The sequence below is a fragment of the Vibrio japonicus genome (assembly GCF_024582835.1).
Taxonomy (GTDB): Bacteria; Pseudomonadota; Gammaproteobacteria; order Enterobacterales; family Vibrionaceae; genus Vibrio; species Vibrio japonicus.
Genome location: NZ_CP102097.1, coordinates 688624 through 710520 on the forward strand (window position 1 = coordinate 688624; position 21897 = coordinate 710520).

Below are 21897 nucleotides of genomic sequence, written 5' to 3' on the forward strand. Positions count from 1 at the left end.
TACAAAATTAATTTCTGTACAATGCAATATTCTGTACTCAGTAAAATCAGATTTATCAAAGCAACCGATTGTCCGAATCGATTGCTTTACCACTTTCAACAGAAAACGTTATCAAGATATAAAGCTGCCATGTGATAGGGTGTTTTTGTGACATACTTCTCACGGATAGTTCGTATTGCTAGCTAGTATTGCCTCAACAGATTATTGAGAATCAACAAAATTAGTAATCAGAAATTGATTGACTAATAAACTTGGAGTAACAATTATGGCAACCCCACATATTAACGCTCAACCGGGTGATTTCGCAGAAACTGTACTAATGCCAGGCGACCCTCTACGCGCTAAGTACATTGCAGAGACATTCCTAGAAGATGTAAAACAAGTTTGTGATGTTCGTAACATGTTTGGCTTTACTGGCACATACAAAGGCCAGCGCATTTCAGTCATGGGCCACGGTATGGGTATCCCATCGGCTTGTATCTACGTTCATGAGCTAATTGCTGAGTACGGCGTTAAAAACGTCATTCGCGTGGGCAGCTGTGGCGCAGTACGTGACGACGTAAATCTAATGGACGTTGTAATCGGCATGGGTGCGTCAACAGACTCTAAAGTTAACCGTATTCGTTTTAGCAACCACGATTTCGCTGCGATTGCTGACTACGGTCTACTAGAAACAGCCGTCAACCAAGCACGCGCGCAAAACGTTCCTGTAAAAGTTGGTAACGTATTCTCAGCAGACCTTTTCTACACACCAGAAGCAGACATCTTCGAGAAGATGGAAAAACTAGGCATCCTAGGTGTTGATATGGAAGCAGCAGGTATCTACGGCGTTGCAGCTGACCTAGGTGCAAAAGCACTGACTATCTTGACGGTATCTGACCACATCATCCGCGGTGAAAAACTTAGCTCAGAAGAGCGTCAAAAGTCATTCAACGACATGATGAAAGTTGCGCTTGAAACTGCAGTCAACATCTAAAATCGCAATACCTTGCTGCCAGGCATCCCTGGCAGCCTTAATACCCCGAGGGGGAAAATCGTGACATCTGGCGAATTGCCAAAGGAAGCTGACGGGTTACAGCTCAACTTTTGTAAAACATTGGCGTGTGACAACTTTGGATTGAGTGATGCACATCGATACGTTGTGCAACATGCTAACCCCAAGCGACCTGCGATGGTTTGTCGGGAATGTGGCGCTTTCCCCCCTCTACTTAACAATCGGGAAGTTCTGAACGAGCTTCACCGCCTTAGGCATCTGCACAGTGATGGACTTCCTGCATGTCGGAATACCGACTGTACGAACTTTGGTTTATCAGTGCACACTCACAAGCATCTTTACCACTCTTTTGGCTTCAGTGGTGATCGTCAGCGCTACCGATGTAAATGTTGTCAATCTACGTTTGTAGATAAATGGTCTGGTGCCAACAAAAAGCAACAACTTCAAGAAAACCTACTTGGCTTGCTCTTTATGGGGTACTCCGTGAGAGAGATTTGCCGCAAATTAGAGATCAACCCAAAGACGTTTTATGATCATCTTGACCACATAGCAAGTCGATGCAGACGTCAGCTTGCCATGTTTGATGCTCGATGGGTCAACCATGCAAATCAGTATGAGCTCGCCTCCCACTACACGCAGTTACAACCTAAAAGCAATAACGGTGTTCTGTGGATCGTCACAGGGGAAGCTCAAAGCGGGTACATTCTTTGTCAGCATGTCAATTACGCGAGTGACGAAGAGCCTACAGGTAGCATCGATCACGATCCTTATCAGTATCCTTCTCGATTTGTTTCTCGTGAGCACTCTTCCGAAGCAAACATGCCCGTTCCTGAGCCGTCATCAATCCTCAAAGAACGTATCGACCAGAAGTACCAAACCATTTTGGCCCGTGGTAACGTTGAAGACCCTATGGGAAATCTTTCGGTTTTTAACTACCCATCCAAAGGTGCGCTGATTCGTCCACCTTACACGTCATATGCACACTTCCTACACGTTCTCGACATGTGTAAGAAAGACAAGCAAATCTCCATCTACTTACCGCAAGATCCTGTGTTACGCTCCGCTGCATTGAGTGTTTGCCTACCTCGTATCAAGTCAAAAACGGTCGACTTAATGTACGTAGAAGAAGACAAAGCTTGGACACTTTTTAACGACTCGGACAAAATTGATATCGTCCATATGGGCTGGTGGCGAGATCGTTGGGCGATCGTAACCAATAATGGTTCGTCAAAAGGTATCTGTTACCTTGCTGGCGAACACAATCAGCCTGAATTATGGTTAAAGCAAGCCTCCTTAAAAAAAGTAGCTTTCTACCAACAGAGATTCCAAAATCTGTTCAAAAGTTTCATTGATGAACCACGCCGTAAGCTTCGTCCGGGTGGATTGCTACCACTTCTCGATATTTTTCGCGCGTGGCACAATTTGTGTTATCAGGACAAAAATGGGCTTACCGCTGCACAAAACCTAGGGTTAACGCAATCCCCGCTGACACTACGCGACCTGCTTTCGTAGCCCAGTATGTGACGACTGCCCGTAAAAATCAGGTGTTTTCGCGCTTTTTATAGTGTTGAAAGCATCACTATTCTTATAATGCATGAGCAGAAAGAGCATCATCGCGTTAAGAGATTGATTCATTGGATAAAAGCCACAAACAAATCGCAATAGAGATAGAGCAACTTAAATCTCGAGCAGACTCAGAACCCAACGCCGCGTTAATAGCCGCAAAGAAATGTGCGACTCGTTCGGCACAGGCCTGCTATCCAGAAGGTGAAGTTCAGTGCTTTGTCATTATGTCGCGATGTTTGTGGAACGAAATGGACTACCGTCAAGGTTTAAAGCTCATAAAAAAAGCGCTCGCTAAACTAAACTCGTTAGATACCGATGACTTTTTGCCAGAAATCCTCCATCTCCATGCTTTGCACTATTGGGGACAGGCCAAATATTACTCTGCACAGCAATTCTGGATTAATGCTTTAGAACAGTCTGCACTCGTTGGTGAAACTGAATGCCAGATAGAAGCGTTGATCGGGCTTGGTAATATTTGGCGAATTACACGAGAGTTCGAGTTAGCAAAACACACACATGAATTGGCAGCCACTGTCGCCAACCACAACCGTATTAATTCTTTAGAGGGTAAAGCAAGAATTTTACTGGCGTGGGATCACTACTTACTCAACAACTTTGTCGATATGCTCTCTACTCTTGATGGTGCAGCAGAAGTGCTAAAAGACCATCACGACTCCACTTTGCAAGCCGAAATTTGGTATTTTCGTGGTTTAGCCTTGCTTGGGTTAGAACGAGTTGAAGATGCCGACGCAGCAACGGAAAAAACGCACTCTTTAGCAATCAAACATGACTTAGCCTGGGTAAAGGCGCAATCATACATTAGCCGATCACGCTTGGAGCTCTTACGTAAAAATCCGAAAAAAGCGACCGAACTTCTAAACAACGCTGAACAGCTAGCAACAACCTTTGATAACGGAGAATTACTCTCTCAAATTTGTTATCAACAATCGGTTGTTGCAGAAGAGTGTAACGATAGCCAAGCCGCACTGCTCGCGTTTAAAAATTACCGTAAGTACTCAATAAGCATGCTGCGTGAACAAACGGAAAAAGTGAGTGGAGACAAAGCAAAGACGTCAAAACGCCAGATGGAACAACGAGCGCGTAAACTCATCAATCGTATTAGAGCGCAGCATGAATTCGATTCTGATAAGCCACTGTCTAAACTCGTATCTGAGATCTATTGGTGGGAGCAATTAGTTCTCTTCAAAACAGAGCTCAAGCAGTCCAACTATTCCGTCATCGTGATTCAACACAACGATCCGTGCTACTTGGAGGTGTGCGCAGAGCTTACACATGCGCTTTGCAACCAGAAAGACATTCTATCTCGCTTAAGCTCAGACAGACTAGGGCTACTTTTGGCAGACAAAGGGGAAGCAGCGGAAAACATTTATCGCATATTATGTAGCATGATAGAAAACTATCCTTGGCAACGTAAAGGATTGAATAAACCGCTACCTAGAGTGAGTTTACAAGATATTCTTTCTTTCCCATTCACTTTAGAACAACTCGACGAAGCGCAGCAGGAAAAGCACAATGGAAGCATTACTCAATAAGATCTCCGACTCAGGGTTAGATGCTTCCGCTGTCTCCGCTCAGGAAGCGTTGGCGTTTTGGGAGAACGTGCGTCAAAACATTGCATCAACCCCCCAAGAAGAAGCGCAGTGCCTTATCATCAGCTCGACATATAACAGTGACCTAAAATCCCTAAAGTCCAGTATCGACGAACTAAAGCAAGCATTAGATCTACTTACTTTGCCAGGCGACGCTAAACTTATCCTTGAAATTAAAAACAGCATCGCTGAAAAACTGGTAGAAAGTGGTCAATACAGCCGCGCGTTAAACGAATACATTGACTCGTGCAACATTGCGGTTGAACACAGCTTTATCGATGAATACGTTTTCTCGGTTCTTGGTATGGGCAACCTGTGCGATACCTATGGCGAGCACAATCGAGCCCTGCGTTACTATCAAAAAATCGACAGTATCGATCATGCCATTACAAGCCGTGCCTTACGATTACGTTATAAACTGAATAAACTCGCTTGCTACATTGATCTAAACCGTTTGAGCGCCGGAAAAAACCTCATCCGAGAATGCGAAGAATTAAGTATTCTTGTCAGCGATAAAATCTTAACTGCCCAAGTTTTACTCTATCAAGCGAAAATACATCGCCTTGAAAGGAATCTAGACTTGGCAATGCAATCGCTTTGTGGAATTCAAAACGCATCAAGAAATGCGAACTCTACTTGGCTTTCAAATATGATTCGTATGGAACTTGCCTGCTTCCTGAGTGAGTTTAACAAGCCGCACTGGGCAAAGTTGTTATTAGAAGCAGCAGATAAACGGATCCAAGTATCTGGTCCACCTATTTTGAATTTAAAAGTCTGTGATACGTTAGCCGCTGTTTGCGAGCAACAAGAATCTTATCAAGACGCTTTAAACTACCAGAAGCGTGCCTATGATGCAGAGCACCTGCTGATCAAGCAAATACCAATTGGAGAGCTTGGGGCGAGCCAGTTAAGGCGCTTGTCACGTTTTGAGCCCCAACTGAAGCTCATTCTTTCTGAAATCGAAAACAAAGAGCTGAAAGAGACGACTGAAAATCAAAAGCATACCGTAGAGAAACTCCAACAAGATGTGTTCACCGATCCGCTGACACAACTGCATAATCGTCGATGGTTAGAAGCTAAGCTAAAAGACCTTCTTATAAACGAAGTGCAGTTCTCGCTTATGGTCATTGATATTGATCACTTCAAATCGATCAACGATGAATTGAGTCATTTAGTCGGTGACAAAGCCATTGTAAATGTTTCGTCTGAATTAGCCTCGTACTTTAATTTTCATGATGCATCATGCGTTCGATTCGGGGGAGAAGAGTTTCTTGTCATCCTTGAAAATACAGAAATAGAACAAGCGGAAGCGCACGCGGAGTCATTTAGAAAACAGATCTATAACTTTAATTGGCAAGATATCTTAGGCGAACGAGGGTTAACGATCAGCATTGGAATAACGCTGCATAAAGATGCCGAAAACACGCAACGTACGTTCTATCGAGCAGATAAAGCACTGTATCGAGCAAAAGCAAACGGCCGAAATCAGGTATGCACTGAGTGATCTCTCGCATAGTGAGATCGAGTCTGAATTCTATCTATCTGCTCTGCAGACACTACGTAATTGGATAAGAGCCATATATAATGGTTTTAATTAACACTACCCCAAGTTTTGATAGTGTGGTTCATACTAGCAAGGTATATCTGTCCTGCTGGTTCAAACCAATCCTAGCGAAAATCAAACCAACCTGCGCGTTTACTGGATCGTTAAGACACATCCAATGGTGAAATAGTGACTATCAATAAGCAGAGTAGTGGGTGGACAGATTCCATTACGGAGGGAGTTGCCAGAGAGGACTTTGAGGAGATCTGTCGTGTGTAAGTAGCACGGGCAAACATACGGCAATGCGGTGTGTTTGTTGACTCACTTCAAGATCCATTATTAGTGTCTGTTTTGAAAAAAGAGTATTGTCAAATTAACTTCTAATACCAATCTAAGAAAAAATATGATCTAATTTAAGGCCATTCAACAATAGAATGTATTCGCTATGGATAGCCTCAAGAATATTGATTTTAAAAAGCTCGCAAGCCAGCAGAAATCCATCCAGATGAAAATGAGATTGCTCGCACTTGCTCATTTCAAAGATGGACACTCTCGTACCCAAATCGCCAAGTTTCTTAAGGTGAGCCGAACCAGTGTTAATCGATGGGTTCAAATCTTTCTTGAAGAAGGATTAGAAGGGCTGAAGGAAAAGCCAAGAACGGGAAGACCACCATTATTAACTTCTGAACAAAGGGAGCAATTGAGCCAATACATCAAAGATAAAGCTCATGATACTCAAGGTGGGCGACTGACCGGCGCCGATATCCATGCCTATATTGTGAAAGAATTTGGCCAGCATTATCATCCTGATTCTATCTATTACCTACTCGAGCATATGGGTTTCTCATGGGTCACTTCCCGTTCAAAACACCCACAACAATCCCAAGCGATACAGGAAGATTTTAAAAAAACTCCAAGACGAAACGATCCTTAAGATCCCAGGTCATGTCGCTTTAAAGCATGTCGATATCTGGTTTCAGGATGAAGCTCGATTTGGGCAACAAAATACAACAACACGGTTATGGGCTGAAAGAGGCACACGTCCCAGAGCAGTGAAGCAACAACAGTTCGAATATGCGTATCTATTTGGTTCTGTCTGTCCTCAAAAAGGTATTGGTGAGGCTATCGTTGTCCCATGGGTCAATAAAGACCTCATGATTGAGCATTTAAAGCAAATATCGGCGGTCACTGAAAAAGGACGTCATGCCGTCATCATTATGGATGGCGCAGGATGGCATACAGAAGATATCGCTAATGGCTTTCAGAACATCAGTGTCATCAAACTTCCCCCCTATTCTCCAGAGCTAAACCCTATAGAACAAGTATGGAGCTGGATGAGACAACACTATCTCGCCAATCAGTCTTTTGCGGATTACGAAGACATTGTCTCCAAAGTGTGTAGGGCTTGGAATCGTTTTTTGGCATGCTCCAACAGAGTCACCAAGATGTGTTCGAGAGAATGGGCAGACCTGACCAGTTAATTTTCCAGATTGGTATAACCTACTTATGTTGTTTTTAACCACAAGAGTCAACTCTCATCACTTCGCAACTCCGGTATTTAATCTGTCACCATTTCGCTCAGCTTGACTCCTTTTTTATGTTTCCAAATGAGCACCATGGTGCATATTAAATTACACCTAAATATTAATTTACCTCCCTATCAATGTAATGTCTTTCATCTCGAATTTTAATGAAAACTTCGTCTTTATAAGACTCATACTTTATATCACTCATTAAAACAAACATGTGTTTGCCTGGTCATTGATATCATGTAAGCATATGAATAAAAAGAGTTTTCTACAACATATAATTCTTCTTGATTTTTTCCTTTTTTTGATTAATTTATTTTACTCTGAATATTTTTAATTTATAAATTTTTATTCTTTATTTTTAATTTAATTAAAATAAAAAACTGGAAAATAAAGTATCGATCATGTTCACGATGTTATATTTAAGACTATTAGTTTGCTTTACTTTATTAATCGTCAGGCGTAAAACAAACAAACGTTGAATAACAAACATATATTTGGTTTTTATATGACTGGTCGAGAACGGGAAATATTACACCTACTTAGGCGGGATCCACTTATTCAGCAGCAAGAAATAGCTGAGATGTTGGGTATTAGCCGTTCAGGTGTTGCGGGGCATATTATGAATTTGATAAAGAAAGGATACATCAAAGGTAAAGGCTATATTTTATCTAATCATAGTTATGTTGTAACTGTGGGCTCTACAAATATGGATGTGTGTGGATATGCAAAATCCAAATTAGTTTATGAGGATTCAAACCCTGGAATTATTAAATGTACGCCTGGTGGTGTTGGTCGAAATATTGCTCAAAACATTGCTTTACTAGGTTATGAAAGTCACCTAATTTCTGTTATTGGCAATGATTTTTATGGTGATACTTTATTAGACCAGATTAAGACATCCGGTGTTTACATTGATAACATTCACCGTTTACATGGCGAAAATACCTCAACTTATCTTTCTTTACTTGATGATAAAGGGGAAATGCTCGTTGCTGTTAATGACACTAGAATTATTGACAAGTTAACACCTTCATTATTATCGACGTCTAAAGATCTTATTCAGCATGCAGGCGTGTTAGTAGTTGACTGTAATTTAACAGAAGATGCACTGGCCTGGATTTTTAGCAACTCGGGTAATGTTCCTATATTTGTAGATACTGTATCTGCATTTAAAGCTCCTAAAATTCGTCACTGGCTTTCCCATATAAATACATTAAAACCGAACCGACTGGAAGCCGAAGTATTAAGTGGTATATCTATCCGTACTCCACAAGATCCCCCCTCTGTAGCGGACTGGTTTCACGAGCAGGGAGTTCAACGACTGGCGTTAAGTATGGGGAAAGAGGGAGTCTATTATAGCGAGATGGACGGTCAGCGAGGCTGGTCAAAACCATTAACCATGGACATCGTAAATGTCACTGGAGCTGGTGATGCCATGATGGCAGGTTTGGCAAGTGGCTGGCTGGATGATCTGTCTCTAGCTGAAAGTATCCGTTTTGCTCAAGGATGTTCTGCTTTAACCATTTCATCCGAATTCACAAATAATCCTAATCTGTCAAATGACAGAGTTCATCAACTGTTGGAATTACAATCATGAAAAAAGAACTGACGTATAACGAATACCTAGACGTGTCACCAGAAGTATCAAAAGCTTTGGAAAACAATCAGCCGATCGTCGCCTTGGAATCTACGATTATTTCACACGGCATGCCATATCCTCAGAATGTAGAAACAGCATTACAGGTTGAGCAAATCGTAAGAGAAAATGGTGCAGTACCTGCCACGATTGCAATTATAAATGGTCGGATGAAAGCCGGTTTGTCAAGGGAAGAGATTGAGCTTCTGGGTCGAGAAGGCCATACAGTCACAAAAGTCAGTCGTAGGGATCTTCCTTTTGTTATGGCAGCAGGAAAGCATGGTGCAACCACCGTTGCATCAACGATGATTATTGCGGCTATGGCGGGGATTTCAGTATTTGCGACAGGGGGTATCGGTGGTGTCCATCGTGGAGCAGAGAAGACGTTTGATATTTCTGCAGATCTTCAGGAACTAGCAAAAACTAGCGTAGCAGTTGTCTGTGCAGGTGCCAAGTCTATTCTAGATCTGGGGCTTACAACAGAATACCTAGAAACACATGGCGTACCGCTAGTTGGTTATCAAACTCAAGTTTTACCAGCATTCTTCTGCCGCACGAGCCCGTACTCTGTCAGTATTCAGCTTGATAAATCGCATCAAATTGCAAAAGCAATGGTTACTAAATGGCAGTCTGGTCTGGACGGGGGAATGGTTATCGCCAACCCAATCCCTGAAGAATTTGCGATGTCGGAAGACAAGATCAACACTGCAATTAATCAGGCTGTACAGGAATCCGTTGAGCAAGGGATCCACGGTAAAGAGAGCACACCGTTCTTACTGGCTCGTGTCGCAGAGCTGACCGGAGGAGACAGCCTGCATTCTAATATTCAGCTGGTATTTAATAACGCACAGTTGGCAGCAAAAATTGCCTGTGATTACCAAGCATTGAAAGCATAATAGGCTTGCTTTCGATTAGGAATTGATTCTTTATTTATTAACACTAAACCTGAAAGGTAAAAAATATTTTATAAGAATATCCTTTCAGGTTTTATTTTTAAAGGGATTATATATGGAGTTATTTCGTAGTGTTATAGGTATCGCTATACTTTTATTTATTGCTTATATTTTTTCCAATAACAAAAAGTTTATCAGTTTAAGAACCGTGGGAGCCGCCTTATTTCTTCAATTAATGTTAGGTGCATTTATGCTCTATATTCCTGCGGGGAAATGGTTAGTTAATGCCGTAGCAAGTGGTGTTAACCGTGTCATATCATATAGTGAAGTTGGTAGCTCATTTATTTTTGGTGGACTAGTTAGTCCAAAAATGGATGTTATTTTCGATGGCGCAGGGTTTGTTTTTGCATTTCGTGTTTTACCTGCCATTATTTTTGTCACCTCCCTTATCTCAATTCTTTATTACTTGGGGGTAATGAAATGGATGATAAACATATTAGGGTACTTTTTCCAAAAAGCGATGAAAGTCAGTAAAGTTGAAGCTTTTGCTGCAGTGACGACAATATTTCTTGGTCAGAATGAATTACCTGCAATCCTTAAACCTTTTATTGGAAAAATGAACCGCAATGAACTCTTCACTGTAATATGTAGTGGTATGGCATCGATTGCGGGGTCTATGCTGATTGGTTATGCCAGTTTAGGGGTTCCGCTCGAATATCTTTTGGCTGCATCATTAATGGCTATCCCGGGAGGACTGCTTTTTGCCCGGATACTGAGTCCGGCTATGGAAGACTCTAAGGTTGAATTCAGTCATATTTCATTTAGTGAAAAGCAACCCGCCAGTATTATAGAGGCGGCCGCAAGCGGCGCTATGCTTGGGTTAAAAATTGCTGTCGGGGTAGCAACAGTAGTTATGGCTTTCGTCGCTCTAATTGCACTGGCCAATGGGATTATTAGTGGTGTCGGAGAGCTCTTTAATCTTCATGATTTAAGCCTTGAGAGATTATTTGGCTACATTTTCGCACCCCTAGCTTACTTAATGGGTGTCAGTTGGGACAGCTCAACGTTGGCAGGCAGTTTGATGGGGCAAAAGCTCGCAATTAATGAATTTGTAGCTTACGTTAGCTTCAGCCCATACCTGACTGATAATACTAGCATGATTGAGCCAAAGACTATTGCCGTCATTTCATTTGCTTTGTGCGGTTTTGCAAATTTTGGCTCGATTGCTGTTGTTGTTGGAGCTTTTAGTGCTGTTGCCCCGGATCGTGCGTCTGATATTGCTCGTTTAGGGCTACGCGCTTTACTAGCGGCTACGTTATCTAATTTGATGAGCGCCACGATTGCCGGCCTGTTTATTGGTTTAGGCGCCGTCGCAGTTATGTCATGAATACACCTGATCGCACATTACTCATTTCCCTAGCACTTACGACAGGATTATTATCCGGTGCTTGGGTTTGGTTGTCAGAGCAGCTTCAGCTGATTAGTTGGGTCGGGTTCTTAGGCTGTACAACTTATTTTTCAATTCCCCGTCAAGGGCTCTTGGGCTTGATAAGATCAATGGCTGCAAATGTGAGCGGAGTGTTATGGGCAACTTGTGCTTCCTTATTTACGCTATTTAGTGACCCGCTTTATAGCGCGGTAATAGGCACTGGGCTTGTTTCATTCGTAATGTGTATACAGTCACGCCTGCGTTTACTTTGCTACGTTCCCGGAAGCTTTATCGGGGCATCTGCTTTATTCGGTGCTCAGGCCGAAGAAGTGGAAGTGATTGCAACCCTTTGTCTGGGAGGCGTAATGGGTTTTATGATGCAAAGTAGCGGACAGCTACTGGTCGATCTCTATCTACGCCTGACAAGGAGATACAAGCAGGAAAGAGTGTATTAAAGAGCAAAGTTTAGGAAGGCATTAGGCTTGATGTAGGCCTCACCCTGACTGATACATTTCTTTGTTATTCACTTAATATTAAACCTCATAAGCACTTTATTGGGGAAAACGAACTCAAAACAGGTCATCTAATTAAACAACAAGGAGTACTAAATGAGCCGACCTATTATCATTGATTGTGATCCAGGACACGATGATGCCATCGCCTTGATTCTCGCTTGCGCTTCTCCTGAGCTTGATCTCAAAGCAGTCACTACAAGTGCTGGTAATCAGACCCCAGATAAAACTTTGCATAATGCTTTACGTATCCTCACTTTGTTGGGTCGGGTAGACATCCCAGTTGCTGGTGGAGCGAAGCAGCCTTTGGCTAATGATCTTATCGTTGCTGATAATGTTCATGGTGAGAGCGGATTAGATGGCCCAAACCTTCCTGAACCTGAATTCCAATCAGTCCATAAGCATGCAGTCGAATTGATGGCTCAAGTGCTGCGGGATAGTGACCAGCCGGTGACTTTAGTACCGACCGGACCGCTTACTAATATTGGGCTGTTACTCTCCACTCATCGCGATCTAATCAATAAGATAGAGCGTATTGTCCTAATGGGAGGGGGTGCTGAAACCGGGAATTGGTCCCCTGCTGCGGAATTTAATATCTACGTGGATCCGCAGGCTGCAGATATTGTGTTTAAGTCAGGGGTACCTATCACAATGTGTGGACTGGATGTCACCCATCGAGCGCAGATTATGAATGAAGATATCAACCAAATTCGGGCTATTGGCAACCCGGTCTCAGATGTCGTCGCAGATTTACTTGATTTCTTTATGATCTATCATCGGGATCCCAAATGGGGTTTCGATGGGGCGCCTCTGCATGACCCGTGTACAGTCGCCTGGTTATTAAATCCGGGACTTTTTACCGCTCAGGCGTGTTGGGTTGGTATTGAAACACAAGGAGAGTATACGAAAGGCATGACGGTTGTTGATCGTTACCATTTGACTGGTTATGAAGCGAATGCGACAGTCTTGTTTGATCTCGACCGTCAGGGGTTTGTTGAGTTATTGCTTAGTCGATTGAAATTTTACAGTCATACTGAGTCTTAATGGCTTACCCTTTATAAGTTATCCAATGATGACCTCTTGAAGAGGCCGTTTTATTGCACAAAGGTGTTTTGGGGAAGAAGTAAGTTTCTTCGCAAAACACTTTTGCATGAACATTCATATTAATTGAATATCGACCACTACTTGCAACAAAGCGATATCCAACTGCAAGATGAGCACGGTCCTCACTTAACTCAATGCCTACAGTTTCTGGTAAGGCTCAGATCAAGCATAAATCAGCCTCCCTGGTAGTCACACCTGAAGATCTAAGCATGGCTTCCCCTTAAATCTCGGTTCGTTGATGTAAAAACCGGATTAGGTATGCACCTAGTCCTTTGTTTTCTTTCTATACTTTATCTTGGTTTCATCTCCTTACTCTCTTCATTCATGAACCAAAAGGATATAAGTATGTTCCTAGATTACTTTGCCCTCGTTCTGCTGGTCTTTGTCGCACTGGTGATCTTCTACGGCATTATTGTGATTCATGACATCCCCTATGAGATAGCGAAAAGCCGTGAGCACCCTCATCAAGATGCCATTCACTACGCGGGGTGGGTTAGTCTGTTTACCCTTCACGCGCTGTGGCCGTTTCTTTGGATCTGGGCGACGCTGTGGCGAAAAGAACGGGGGTGGGGTTTTCAGAAGCTGCAAGCAGAACAACACGATATTCACCATCGCGTTGATGTGTTAATCGATCAGGTGGAGCGATTACAAGCTGAAGTTAAGGCACTAAAAGCCCAACAAGCGACGCCAGAGCGCGCACCGAACCCAGATGCTGAACGTGGCGAGGAGGAAAACTGATGGATCTATTGCTCATACTGACTTATGCCGCCATCTGTATCACCATTTTCAAAGTTTTTAAGATCCCCTTGAACAAATGGACTGTACCTACTGCTGTGCTCGGTGGCGTGGTGTTGATTGGCACCTTAATCCTTTTGATGAATTACAACCACCCTTTTACTCAACTCGGCAACCAAGTCTTTTCATCCACACCGATTGTCTCGGGTGTGCGTGGACGTGTGATTGACGTGCCAGTGAAACCCAATCAAGCACTGAAAAAAGACGATGTGCTATTTAAGATAGACCCTATCCCTTACGAGGCGGAAGTCGAGAAAATTAAAGCGCAGATTAAAGAAGCAAGCCAAAGTGCGCTTGGACTCGAATCGGAGTTGCAGGCCGAGATAGCGCAAGAAGCGCAAGCCGTGGCAGAACGCGACAAAGCGAAACGCGAGTTCGACCGCTACAGACGAGGCTTTGAGAAAGGCGCGTTTACTGAACAGCAACTCGATACCAGAAGACAGGCGTATAAAGCCTCTCAAGCTGCGCTGGAAGCCGCCAAAGCTCGAGTCGAGCTGGCTCAGTTGTCACTGGATTCAGAAATTGGTGGTGAAAACACCACTGTTGCACGCCTGCTGGCCGAACTGCGCCAAGCCGAGTTCAACCTTGAGCAAACAGTGGTTTACGCTCCTACCGATGGTTTTGCGACTCAGTTAGCGCTCAGACCTGGGGTGATGGCCGTTCCCCTACCACTTGCTCCGGTCATGACCTTTGTTCATACAGAAGACGTCATTTACGCTGCTGCGTTCAGACAAAACTCACTGCAACGACTGCAACCCGGTTTTGAGGCAGAGTTCCTGTTCCGTGCCATACCCGGCAAAGTGTTCAAAGGGGAAGTGATTGACGTACTGCCAGCAATCGGCGAAAGCCAGTTTCAGGCCAGAGGCTCGCTGGTTGGGACAGAAGCCCTGAGAACCAGTGGCCGCGTATTTGTCACCCTAAGAATTAATGACGACTTATCCCAATACCATTTGCCATTAGGGACGGCAGTAGAAGTGGCCGTCTATTCCGATCAATTCAGCCACGTCTCAATTATGCGTAAAGTACTGATTCGGATGAAGAGCTGGCAAAACTATCTCTATTTGGATCACTAGACAAACACAGCCCTACCCTCCCGACTGGGAGAGTGGGGCAAACCGATACCGGGTGGGTTAAGCCAAATTAAGAAAGAGCTCGTCGTCGGTCATGTATTTGTGTTTAGGACCTAAGTTACGCAAATGCATAAACATAAAATCGGGAAAACCTGGCGCAAGCAAATCGTTAGGCAGCCAAACAATGCCCCCAACAAACACGTACTTCCCTTGCTTTTCCTCACTATGAAGTGGATTATTTATCTCCGTTGACAGCTCGGGTCTCACCCCTTCAACCACACAGACGATCTGCCCTTTGGCGACCCCAACAACCCGTTTGACTAAGTTTGCTTTGATGCCACACTTCCATGCCTGACGAGTCGCCATCTCAAATCCATACTTTCGGACATTTTTGTGGATATTTACGATCAAATTCACTTGTGTGTTCCTAATTCAGGATCGGATGCGATCAGAGTAATTTTCCTGCTCCGCGATTGCGAGGGAGCGATGACGGTCTATTCTCGCTCGGTGAAAATACATAAATAGACAACCCCTTCAGTCTCGCACGTCATTTACCCATCAATATAGATCAATATCTCACAATTGATATTTACAACCCGAGCAATTACAAATTTATTTGAAATAAATCTCATAAAAACACAACATTTAGCGATAATTTTATATAGTCATAAATACCTTATCTGACTTTTGTGATAGGGAACACACATAGGATGTACACATGAAAGAAGTAGACTTTCGAACGATCGACAGGCTGTTTATTAAAATGTCGATTAACGACAAGTTTTGGGTCATTCTGGCCCTATTCCTAGTTACGGTGACTTTTCTCGCTGGAAGCCGCTACATTTCAACTGTCGATCATGCCAATTTATCTGCAATACAAAGCGCAGAATCCAAACTCGAAGGTATGCTCGCGACGGGAACCCCAGCAACCCTAGGGTCACAAAGCAATCTATCCGTGGTTTCTAGCATTCAAGACTCAGGCATCAAAAATGGCCTGGTGACGGTTTTCAAATCCTCGCGTGACGGCACTCGCTATCAATTGACGCACAATGCGCAGTCAGAAATCGATAACATCCAAACCCAAGCCCGAAACACCTTTTTACTGAGTTACCTTTGGGCTCTCCCATTTGCCCTGTTTTGCTACTGGGTTTCAACGTTCATCGGCGGTGCATTGTGGGTGCTATACACAACGACTCAACGCATCGGGGAAGGCGATTTAACATCTCGACTCGGATTTCATCCAGGACGTGATGAATTCGGCACGATTGGTTGTGCATTGGACAAAGCGATGGATACGCTTAGCGATTTGGTGGTTAACGTCAAACAGAATACTCAAACCTTAACCGATACCTCAGCCTCTTTTGAAGAAGAGATGAAACACAGCGAGTCACAAGTGCGCAACCAGTACGCGTCATTGGACTCTGTAGCGACCGCGATGGAACAGATGACGGCATCAGCGAGAGAAGTGTCAGTGATTTCACAGCAAGCAACGCAGCAAACCGAAAATGACTCACAACATATTGAAGGCAGCCACAAACGTGTGCAGTCCGCAATTCAAGAGATCGACACACTCTCAGACTACATCGCTCAAACGTCCAGCTCTGTCACCAGTCTGAACGAAAATACGACCCAGATTAATGAAGTGATCACCACTATTAATGCGATTTCAGAGCAAACCAACCTGCTGGCTCTCAACGCGGCCATTGAAGCGGCACGCGCTGGTGAGCAAGGCCGAGGCTTTGCAGTAGTGGCTGATGAAGTGCGAACGCTCGCAAGCCGGACTCAGGCCGCGACGGTCGAAATTCAGACGATGATTGAGAAGTTACAGACTGAGAGCCACAACATCGCGTCGATCACGTCAAAAACCGTCTCTCAAGCACAAACCAGTAGTGAGCTTGTCGCCGAGATCGGCCGCAATGTGCAGGCGATTGCCGAATCGGCTCACGCGCTGACAGATATGAGTATTCAGATCTCGACCTCTGCGGAAGAGCAAAGTGCTGTGGCCAATGACATAGCCGCAGAGCTCACCGACATTCGAGCTCACTCCAACGCGTTAAGAGCTGGGGCCGAGCAATCATCATCAGGTATCGCAGAACTGACTCAGACTGCTAAATCGTTGTCTGAAATCCTCAAACAGTACCGCACTCAATAACCTAGGATCAGTTGACCTAGCAAATTTGTACGAACGTTATAACTACCAATAACGTTCGTACAATATATTTCCACCCGTCGCTTGCCGATATTTCTCTAACCCACTTTCCGTCAGCACTGCTATGGTTTCTTTGATCATATCGGGGTTACCACACAGCATTGCGAAACTGTCTTTCGGGCTTAACGCCACACCTGATTTTTCCTGCAAAGTCCGCTGCTGCAACAGCTGTGGAATACGGCCACGCAATACATTAGGAATTTGCTCTCTGGAGACGATGGGGAGATAGGTCAATCTGCCTTCATATTGCTGGATAAGCTGCTCAATCAAATACTGGTAAACGAGTTCGCGTTCACGCCGAACAGCATGGACCAAAACAATGTTCTCGCAACTTGGGCGAAAGTTAATATCGTCCAGCAAGGACAAAAACGGCCCGATTCCCGTTCCGGTTGCGAGCAGCCACAAATTCTCGGTCGATTTAGGAATACTGCGGAAGATAAGATCGCCATGCGCACGTTCGCCCACGTAAATCTCATCGCCTTCTTTAAGATTCTGCAAGCGGTGAGACAATACGCCCTCTGGATGGGCGACGATAAGAAACTCAAGCATGTCGCTACTGTTTAACGGAGCATTAACGATGGAGTACGGGCGGCTGACCAGTTCACCATTTTCGCTCAGTAACGCAAGCTTAGTGTATTGACCCGCTTCAAAACTCAAAGACGCCCCTGTTACTCTTAAGCTAAACACATCGGCAGTCCAGTCGATACGACGCTCCACCTTAGCCATGGTAAAACCTTTGGGTACACTCATCACAGTTCCTCCAACCGTTCATCTTGCTTTAAACGTTACGCCTACTGCTTGAGTATGTAAAATCCCTTGTTTACCAAACCATTGTTGGTCACATTTTTCTAACATTAACCACTCTAACTGTAGTAGAAACTGTTTTCTCTATTCCTAACCATTTGCGATATACTGCGCGCTTTCTATCTAATCTAATTATTAGCAATGAATAAGAGCTTACTGACGAATATCATCGCCCTTTCTCTCCTTGCGGGCGGCTACCAAACGGACAATCAAATCGCTTTCTATGCCGGTCTATTTGCCTTTTCCGGAGCAATCACTAATTGGCTTGCCATTCACATGTTGTTTGAAAAGGTACCCGGTTTATACGGTTCAGGTGTTATCCCTGCACGTTTTGAAGAGTTCAAGCGAGCGATTAAAAACTTGATGATGGAGCAGTTCTTCACTCAAGAAAACATCGATAAGTTCTTAAGCCAAGAGATGTCGAGTGGTAAAACATTAGAGCTAGAACCGATTATCAACAAAGTCGATTTCAATCCAACATTCGACTCATTAGTCGATGTTCTTGCGGCGTCTTCGTTTGGGGGAATGCTGGAAATGTTTGGCGGTGCACAAGCACTTCAACCGTTAAAAGAGCCCTTTGTTGATAAGATGAAGGAAGCAATGGCAGAGATCAGCCAAAGCGAAAACGTGAAACAAGCACTTAAAGAGCAGCTAGAATCACCAGCGATGATGAGTGAGATTGAATCAAACATTGAAGCGATCATTGACCAAAGACTGAACGAGTTAACGCCTCAGCTCGTGAAAGAAATGGTGCAAAAAATGATTAAGCAGCACCTTGGCTGGTTGGTTGTTTGGGGTGGTGTTTTTGGTGGCTTAATTGGTATCGCGTCTTCGTTTATCGCTTAATAACAATAACCACAACACAAACTTAGAGGGAAGCCACGGCTTCCCTTTTTAATTATTACAACTTCGCAATTAAATCTGCATTCACACCAAAGCTGGTTTTATGCTCTTCGATCACCACTTCACTACGTGTCTGGATAACACCTGGAAGCGTGCCTAACTTGGCAGACATAAAGTTCTGGTAGGCTTTCATATCTTTGACTCGGACTTTAATCATTGTGTCGAAGTCACCAGACAACGAGTAACATTCTTCAATTTCTGGCATGTCTTCAACGGCCTTAGCGAACTTATCAAAGATAGAAAAGCTGGTTTGATCCAAACGAATATGAATAAATACCTGAACATCCAAGCCAAGCTTTTCAGGATTGAGTTCGGCGTGGTAGCCCTTGATGTAGCCTTCTTTTTCAAGGCGTTTTACTCGGTCTGAACAAGGGGAAGTGGTCAAGTTAACTTGTTTCGCTAACTCAACAATAGGCAATCGGCCTTTGAGGTTTAGAGTTCGTAAAATTTCGCGGTCGATTCTGTCTAAGTCCATTTAACGCTCTTGTGATTATCTTTGCTTTTCCGCTAATAATAATCCAAAAGCACTAGATACACCTAGCGCCAATTCGTATCAATATTGGGGCAGTTTTCGAGTCCCGATTAAGCGACTTCAACATCAGAGAAAGAGTTTGTACTCACTAACTCTGACTGCGTATTGCATACACGGCAAAAGCACTGCTTTTCCATTTTCATGTAATGAGCGCCCTGAAACAGCGTTGAAAAGAAACAAGCCATGCTTTTGACCATTGAATGATGTTCTTCTTCACATCGCTTCATCACAACCTTGTGTGCAGTGACTTTTTCGCAGCAATGGCAGTACACCTGTGGCATGTCGTTCTCTCCCTAAAAATTATATGGTCTTTATAACTGACACATTTGTAAGCGTTTGGTTCTCCAGTCTCAAACTTTAGTTAATTATTTGTGACACTGTTCCAAATTAGCCACTACCAAACAAAAAGCCCCTGAAACCTTTTTGGCTTCAGGGGCTTATCTTTCACGTCGTTTAAAGCATTTTAGTCTAGTTCAGCTAAGTGCTTTTTGTATGTTACGTGCTGCGCTTTCACGCTTTCTTCTGGCTCACCAGTCAACAAACTGACTGAGATAATAGCGATCGTTGAGAAGATAATACCCGGTACGATTTCGTACACATCAAACCAACCGCCAGAAAGCTGTTTCCAAACCACGATAGTCACACCACCGATGATGATACCCGCCAGTGCACCGTTACGGTTCATACGTGACCAGTAAAGGCTCAGAATAAGTGCTGGACCAAATGCAGCACCAAAACCAGCCCAAGCGTAAGATACAAGGCCAAGTACGGTACTATCTGGCGTCATCGCAAGAATAAGTGCAACGATAGAAATGGCGATTACCGCAATACGGCCAACCATAACAATCTCTTCAGAGCTCGCGTCTTTCTTGAATACTTGCTTATAGAAGTCTTCCGCTAGAGCCGATGACGATACAAGTAGCTGAGAATCCGCTGTACTCATGATTGCTGCAAGAATTGCCGCAAGAAGGATACCAGCAATAACTGGGTGGAACATCGCGTTCACAAGTAGCATAAAGATCTTCTCGCCATCATCTACTGACACACCAGTGTTAGTCACATAGATTAGCCCCACTACACCCACAAGAAGCGCGCCAGCCATTGACAATGCAGTCCAAATAACCGCAATACGACGTGCCGTCGTAAGGTCTCTGTTTGAACGTGCAGCTTTAAAACGGGCTAGGATATGAGGTTGGCCAAAATAACCTAAACCCCATGCAACCAATGAAATAATCGCGATTGCAGATAGAGGTTCGCCTTTTGAGTCATTCCATAGGGTGAGCAGCTCTGGGTTAATGTTTTCAAGCTGTTGAGCAACATCACCAAAACCACCTTCCATCGCAGCAATTGGCACTATCATAAGTGCAGCCGCCATTAGTAGACCTTGAACTAAGTCAGTCCACGAAACCGCTAAGAAACCACCAAACAGAGTGTAAGAGACAACACAAACCGTACCGAGAGTAACGGCGATTGTGTAATCTAAACCAAATACTGTTTCAAACAGCTTACCGCCTGCTACTAAACCCGAACTTGTGTAGAAAAGGAAGAATAAAAGGATAAAGAAGGCTGAAATAACCTGAATGAATTTTGAATTATCGTTAAAACGACGTGATAGGTATTCTGGCAGTGTTAGTGCGTCTGTCGTGATACTGTAAGTACGTAGACGTTTCGCATTCACCAACCAGTTTAACCATGTCCCCACTAATAGGCCACCAGCGATCCAAACTGCTTCAACACCTGCAACGAATGCATAGCCTGGAAGACCAAGTAGCAACCAGCCACTCATGTCAGATGCACCCGCTGAAAGTGCCGCAGGCCAAGGACCAAGAGAGCGGCCGCCCAAGAAATAATCTGATGAGCTTTTCGTTCGCTGATAAGCAATTACGCCGATTGCAAGCATCAAAATGAGATATGCAATAAACGTGGTAATAATAGCAAAGCTATTTTCCATGTGTTTGTCCTCTTATTAATAATATACCTTCCTTAGATGTCCTCACCTGTAATAAGACGAGTGTTGGTGAGGACATGTTCCTAATAGGAAAAAGAAAGGATTAGTGAGCTTCGCTTCCTAGCTCAAGCAAGGTCGCGTTACCACCCACTGCTGTAATGTTTATTGTTCTCGTGCGCTCAGTAATAAAGCGAAGAGAAAGGTGTGGATCAAGCGCAACTGGCAGCGCAACAAGATCCGTTTCCGAAACAAGGCCTACAATTGCGCCCTCTCGTTTCGCTAACTGACGGTTGATACTCATTTCAACGTCAGAGTTGCCTATAAAACCAACACTACGTACATCTTGTCCCAATAGCTGTTGATACGCATCTAAAGGAGCAAACTGTACTAAGTTCATAGGCAGTGAAGACTGTTTATACGCAGCTTCTAACTGTTGGCTCAACTGAGCATCGTCACTACAAAATACGATACTGTTTCCAGCAATAAGCGCAGCGGTAAGTTGCGCTACGGCCGATTTTTGAGCCTGCTCTGATGTATCACCTTGGATGATTAGAGCAACACCACGACCTGCGGTATAGAGTTCATTCGTTTCACCAGTCGGGCCTACTAAAAGATGAGTTTCAGCCAGTAGCGTTGAAGCTCGTTCAAGATGGTAAGACACAACAGATGCCAACGAAGGTTGTGCTTTTTGCAAAGCCTTTTTGAACGCAAGTAAGCACTCGCTTTTTGCTTCAAAACTTGTCAAATTCCAGTTTTCCCATGCCGAAAATGCATCAGAAAAACGAGTTACTTGATGAACCATAATATTTCTCCTCGC

At 43.9% G+C, this 21897-nt stretch carries 21 protein-coding genes; 15 read left to right on the forward strand and 6 right to left on the reverse strand.

Going from position 1 to position 21897, the window contains the following annotated elements:
- The first annotated feature begins 265 nt into the window (after positions 1-265).
- From deoD to NP165_RS16360, 13 genes are all read left to right on the forward strand, one after another.
- Positions 266-976: a purine-nucleoside phosphorylase gene (gene deoD, locus NP165_RS16300; RefSeq protein WP_257086805.1), complete on the forward strand. Its 711-nt coding sequence runs from the start codon at positions 266-268 to the stop codon at positions 974-976.
- A 60-nt stretch (positions 977-1036) separates the two neighbouring features.
- Entirely contained in the window at positions 1037-2506 is a 1470-nt protein-coding gene (locus NP165_RS16305; protein WP_257086806.1) for a lactate dehydrogenase, read from the forward strand.
- Positions 2507-2628: 122 nt separating this feature from the next.
- Positions 2629-4113, forward strand: coding sequence for a hypothetical protein (locus NP165_RS16310; RefSeq protein ID WP_257086807.1), 1485 nt, complete (start codon positions 2629-2631; stop codon positions 4111-4113).
- Positions 4094-5674, forward strand: a complete 1581-nt coding sequence (locus NP165_RS16315) for a GGDEF domain-containing protein (RefSeq protein WP_257086808.1) — start codon at positions 4094-4096, stop codon at positions 5672-5674. The genes NP165_RS16310 and NP165_RS16315 overlap by 20 nt, the downstream gene beginning before the upstream one ends.
- Before the next feature lie 484 nt (positions 5675-6158).
- Positions 6159-6647, forward strand: a complete 489-nt coding sequence (locus NP165_RS16320; RefSeq protein WP_257083891.1) for an IS630 family transposase — start codon at positions 6159-6161, stop codon at positions 6645-6647.
- Positions 6547-7194: an IS630 family transposase gene (locus NP165_RS16325; RefSeq protein WP_257085587.1), complete on the forward strand. Its 648-nt coding sequence runs from the start codon at positions 6547-6549 to the stop codon at positions 7192-7194. Before NP165_RS16320 ends, NP165_RS16325 begins: the two co-directional genes overlap by 101 nt.
- Before the next feature lie 556 nt (positions 7195-7750).
- Positions 7751-8842 (forward strand): PfkB family carbohydrate kinase, encoded by a 1092-nt coding sequence (locus NP165_RS16330; protein WP_257086809.1) that lies wholly within the window; start codon positions 7751-7753, stop codon positions 8840-8842.
- A complete protein-coding gene (locus NP165_RS16335; RefSeq protein ID WP_257086810.1) occupies positions 8839-9777 on the forward strand; it encodes a pseudouridine-5'-phosphate glycosidase in 939 nt (312 codons plus the stop codon). Before NP165_RS16330 ends, NP165_RS16335 begins: the two co-directional genes overlap by 4 nt.
- Positions 9778-9889: 112 nt before the next feature.
- Positions 9890-11161, forward strand: a complete 1272-nt coding sequence (locus tag NP165_RS16340) for a NupC/NupG family nucleoside CNT transporter (RefSeq protein ID WP_257086811.1) — start codon at positions 9890-9892, stop codon at positions 11159-11161.
- A complete protein-coding gene (locus tag NP165_RS16345; protein ID WP_257086812.1) occupies positions 11158-11658 on the forward strand; it encodes a DUF1097 domain-containing protein in 501 nt (166 codons plus the stop codon). The genes NP165_RS16340 and NP165_RS16345 overlap by 4 nt, the downstream gene beginning before the upstream one ends.
- A gap of 153 nt (positions 11659-11811) precedes the next feature.
- Positions 11812-12759, forward strand: a complete 948-nt coding sequence (gene rihA / locus NP165_RS16350) for a pyrimidine-specific ribonucleoside hydrolase RihA (protein WP_257086813.1) — start codon at positions 11812-11814, stop codon at positions 12757-12759.
- Positions 12760-13164: 405 nt separating this feature from the next.
- Positions 13165-13557: a DUF3302 domain-containing protein gene (locus NP165_RS16355; RefSeq protein ID WP_257086814.1), complete on the forward strand. Its 393-nt coding sequence runs from the start codon at positions 13165-13167 to the stop codon at positions 13555-13557.
- Positions 13557-14687: an HlyD family secretion protein gene (locus NP165_RS16360; RefSeq protein ID WP_257086815.1), complete on the forward strand. Its 1131-nt coding sequence runs from the start codon at positions 13557-13559 to the stop codon at positions 14685-14687. Before NP165_RS16355 ends, NP165_RS16360 begins: the two co-directional genes overlap by 1 nt.
- Positions 14688-14744: 57 nt before the next feature.
- Here the strand turns inward: NP165_RS16360 and NP165_RS16365 are convergent, their stop codons facing one another.
- Complete coding sequence (locus NP165_RS16365; protein WP_371133756.1) at positions 14745-15050, reverse strand: acyl-CoA synthetase; 306 nt, start codon at positions 15048-15050, stop codon at positions 14745-14747.
- Between the two features lie 352 nt (positions 15051-15402).
- Here NP165_RS16365 and NP165_RS16370 point away from each other — a divergent pair, with 352 nt between their 5' ends.
- Positions 15403-16836: a methyl-accepting chemotaxis protein gene (locus tag NP165_RS16370; RefSeq protein WP_257086817.1), complete on the forward strand. Its 1434-nt coding sequence runs from the start codon at positions 15403-15405 to the stop codon at positions 16834-16836.
- Between the two features lie 42 nt (positions 16837-16878).
- Here the strand turns inward: NP165_RS16370 and NP165_RS16375 are convergent, their stop codons facing one another.
- Positions 16879-17643: a ferredoxin--NADP reductase gene (locus NP165_RS16375; RefSeq protein WP_257086818.1), complete on the reverse strand. Its 765-nt coding sequence runs from the start codon at positions 17641-17643 to the stop codon at positions 16879-16881.
- Positions 17644-17838: 195 nt separating this feature from the next.
- On the opposite strand from NP165_RS16375, the gene NP165_RS16380 reads away from it, so the two are divergent.
- A complete protein-coding gene (locus NP165_RS16380; RefSeq protein ID WP_257086819.1) occupies positions 17839-18543 on the forward strand; it encodes a DUF445 domain-containing protein in 705 nt (234 codons plus the stop codon).
- A 55-nt stretch (positions 18544-18598) separates the two neighbouring features.
- Here the strand turns inward: NP165_RS16380 and NP165_RS16385 are convergent, their stop codons facing one another.
- From NP165_RS16385 to NP165_RS16400, 4 genes are all read right to left on the reverse strand, one after another.
- Entirely contained in the window at positions 18599-19075 is a 477-nt protein-coding gene (locus NP165_RS16385; protein WP_257086820.1) for an Lrp/AsnC family transcriptional regulator, read from the reverse strand.
- A gap of 107 nt (positions 19076-19182) precedes the next feature.
- On the reverse strand, positions 19183-19413 hold the full coding sequence (locus NP165_RS16390; protein ID WP_257086821.1) for a hypothetical protein: 231 nt from the start codon (positions 19411-19413) through the stop codon (positions 19183-19185).
- A gap of 182 nt (positions 19414-19595) precedes the next feature.
- The gene (gene putP / locus NP165_RS16395; RefSeq protein WP_257086822.1) at positions 19596-21083 is read right to left on the reverse strand and encodes a sodium/proline symporter PutP; all 1488 of its coding nucleotides are present in this window, start codon (positions 21081-21083) and stop codon (positions 19596-19598) included.
- A 100-nt stretch (positions 21084-21183) separates the two neighbouring features.
- A complete protein-coding gene (locus NP165_RS16400) occupies positions 21184-21882 on the reverse strand; it encodes a 1-pyrroline-5-carboxylate dehydrogenase (RefSeq protein ID WP_257086823.1) in 699 nt (232 codons plus the stop codon).
- Positions 21883-21897: the final 15 nt, after the last annotated feature.

What these genes read in the sequence shown, in the direction of transcription:
- NP165_RS16370 (WP_257086817.1), top strand. Translation starts at nt 15,403, where the DNA reads ATGAAAGAAGTAGACTTTCGAACGATCGACAGGCTGTTTATTAAAATG.
- deoD (WP_257086805.1), top strand. Translation starts at nt 266, where the DNA reads ATGGCAACCCCACATATTAACGCTCAACCGGGTGATTTCGCAGAAACT.
- NP165_RS16335 (WP_257086810.1), top strand. Translation starts at nt 8,839, where the DNA reads ATGAAAAAAGAACTGACGTATAACGAATACCTAGACGTGTCACCAGAA.
- NP165_RS16400 (WP_257086823.1), bottom strand. Translation starts at nt 21,882, where the DNA reads ATGGTTCATCAAGTAACTCGTTTTTCTGATGCATTTTCGGCATGGGAA.
- NP165_RS16320 (WP_257083891.1), top strand. Translation starts at nt 6,159, where the DNA reads ATGGATAGCCTCAAGAATATTGATTTTAAAAAGCTCGCAAGCCAGCAG.
- NP165_RS16365 (WP_371133756.1), bottom strand. Translation starts at nt 15,050, where the DNA reads ATGGCGACTCGTCAGGCATGGAAGTGTGGCATCAAAGCAAACTTAGTC.
- NP165_RS16345 (WP_257086812.1), top strand. Translation starts at nt 11,158, where the DNA reads ATGAATACACCTGATCGCACATTACTCATTTCCCTAGCACTTACGACA.
- NP165_RS16390 (WP_257086821.1), bottom strand. Translation starts at nt 19,413, where the DNA reads ATGCCACAGGTGTACTGCCATTGCTGCGAAAAAGTCACTGCACACAAG.
- putP (WP_257086822.1), bottom strand. Translation starts at nt 21,083, where the DNA reads ATGGAAAATAGCTTTGCTATTATTACCACGTTTATTGCATATCTCATT.
- NP165_RS16330 (WP_257086809.1), top strand. Translation starts at nt 7,751, where the DNA reads ATGACTGGTCGAGAACGGGAAATATTACACCTACTTAGGCGGGATCCA.
- NP165_RS16315 (WP_257086808.1), top strand. Translation starts at nt 4,094, where the DNA reads ATGGAAGCATTACTCAATAAGATCTCCGACTCAGGGTTAGATGCTTCC.
- NP165_RS16375 (WP_257086818.1), bottom strand. Translation starts at nt 17,643, where the DNA reads ATGAGTGTACCCAAAGGTTTTACCATGGCTAAGGTGGAGCGTCGTATC.
- rihA (WP_257086813.1), top strand. Translation starts at nt 11,812, where the DNA reads ATGAGCCGACCTATTATCATTGATTGTGATCCAGGACACGATGATGCC.
- NP165_RS16355 (WP_257086814.1), top strand. Translation starts at nt 13,165, where the DNA reads ATGTTCCTAGATTACTTTGCCCTCGTTCTGCTGGTCTTTGTCGCACTG.
- NP165_RS16380 (WP_257086819.1), top strand. Translation starts at nt 17,839, where the DNA reads ATGAATAAGAGCTTACTGACGAATATCATCGCCCTTTCTCTCCTTGCG.
- NP165_RS16340 (WP_257086811.1), top strand. Translation starts at nt 9,890, where the DNA reads ATGGAGTTATTTCGTAGTGTTATAGGTATCGCTATACTTTTATTTATT.
- NP165_RS16385 (WP_257086820.1), bottom strand. Translation starts at nt 19,075, where the DNA reads ATGGACTTAGACAGAATCGACCGCGAAATTTTACGAACTCTAAACCTC.
- NP165_RS16360 (WP_257086815.1), top strand. Translation starts at nt 13,557, where the DNA reads ATGGATCTATTGCTCATACTGACTTATGCCGCCATCTGTATCACCATT.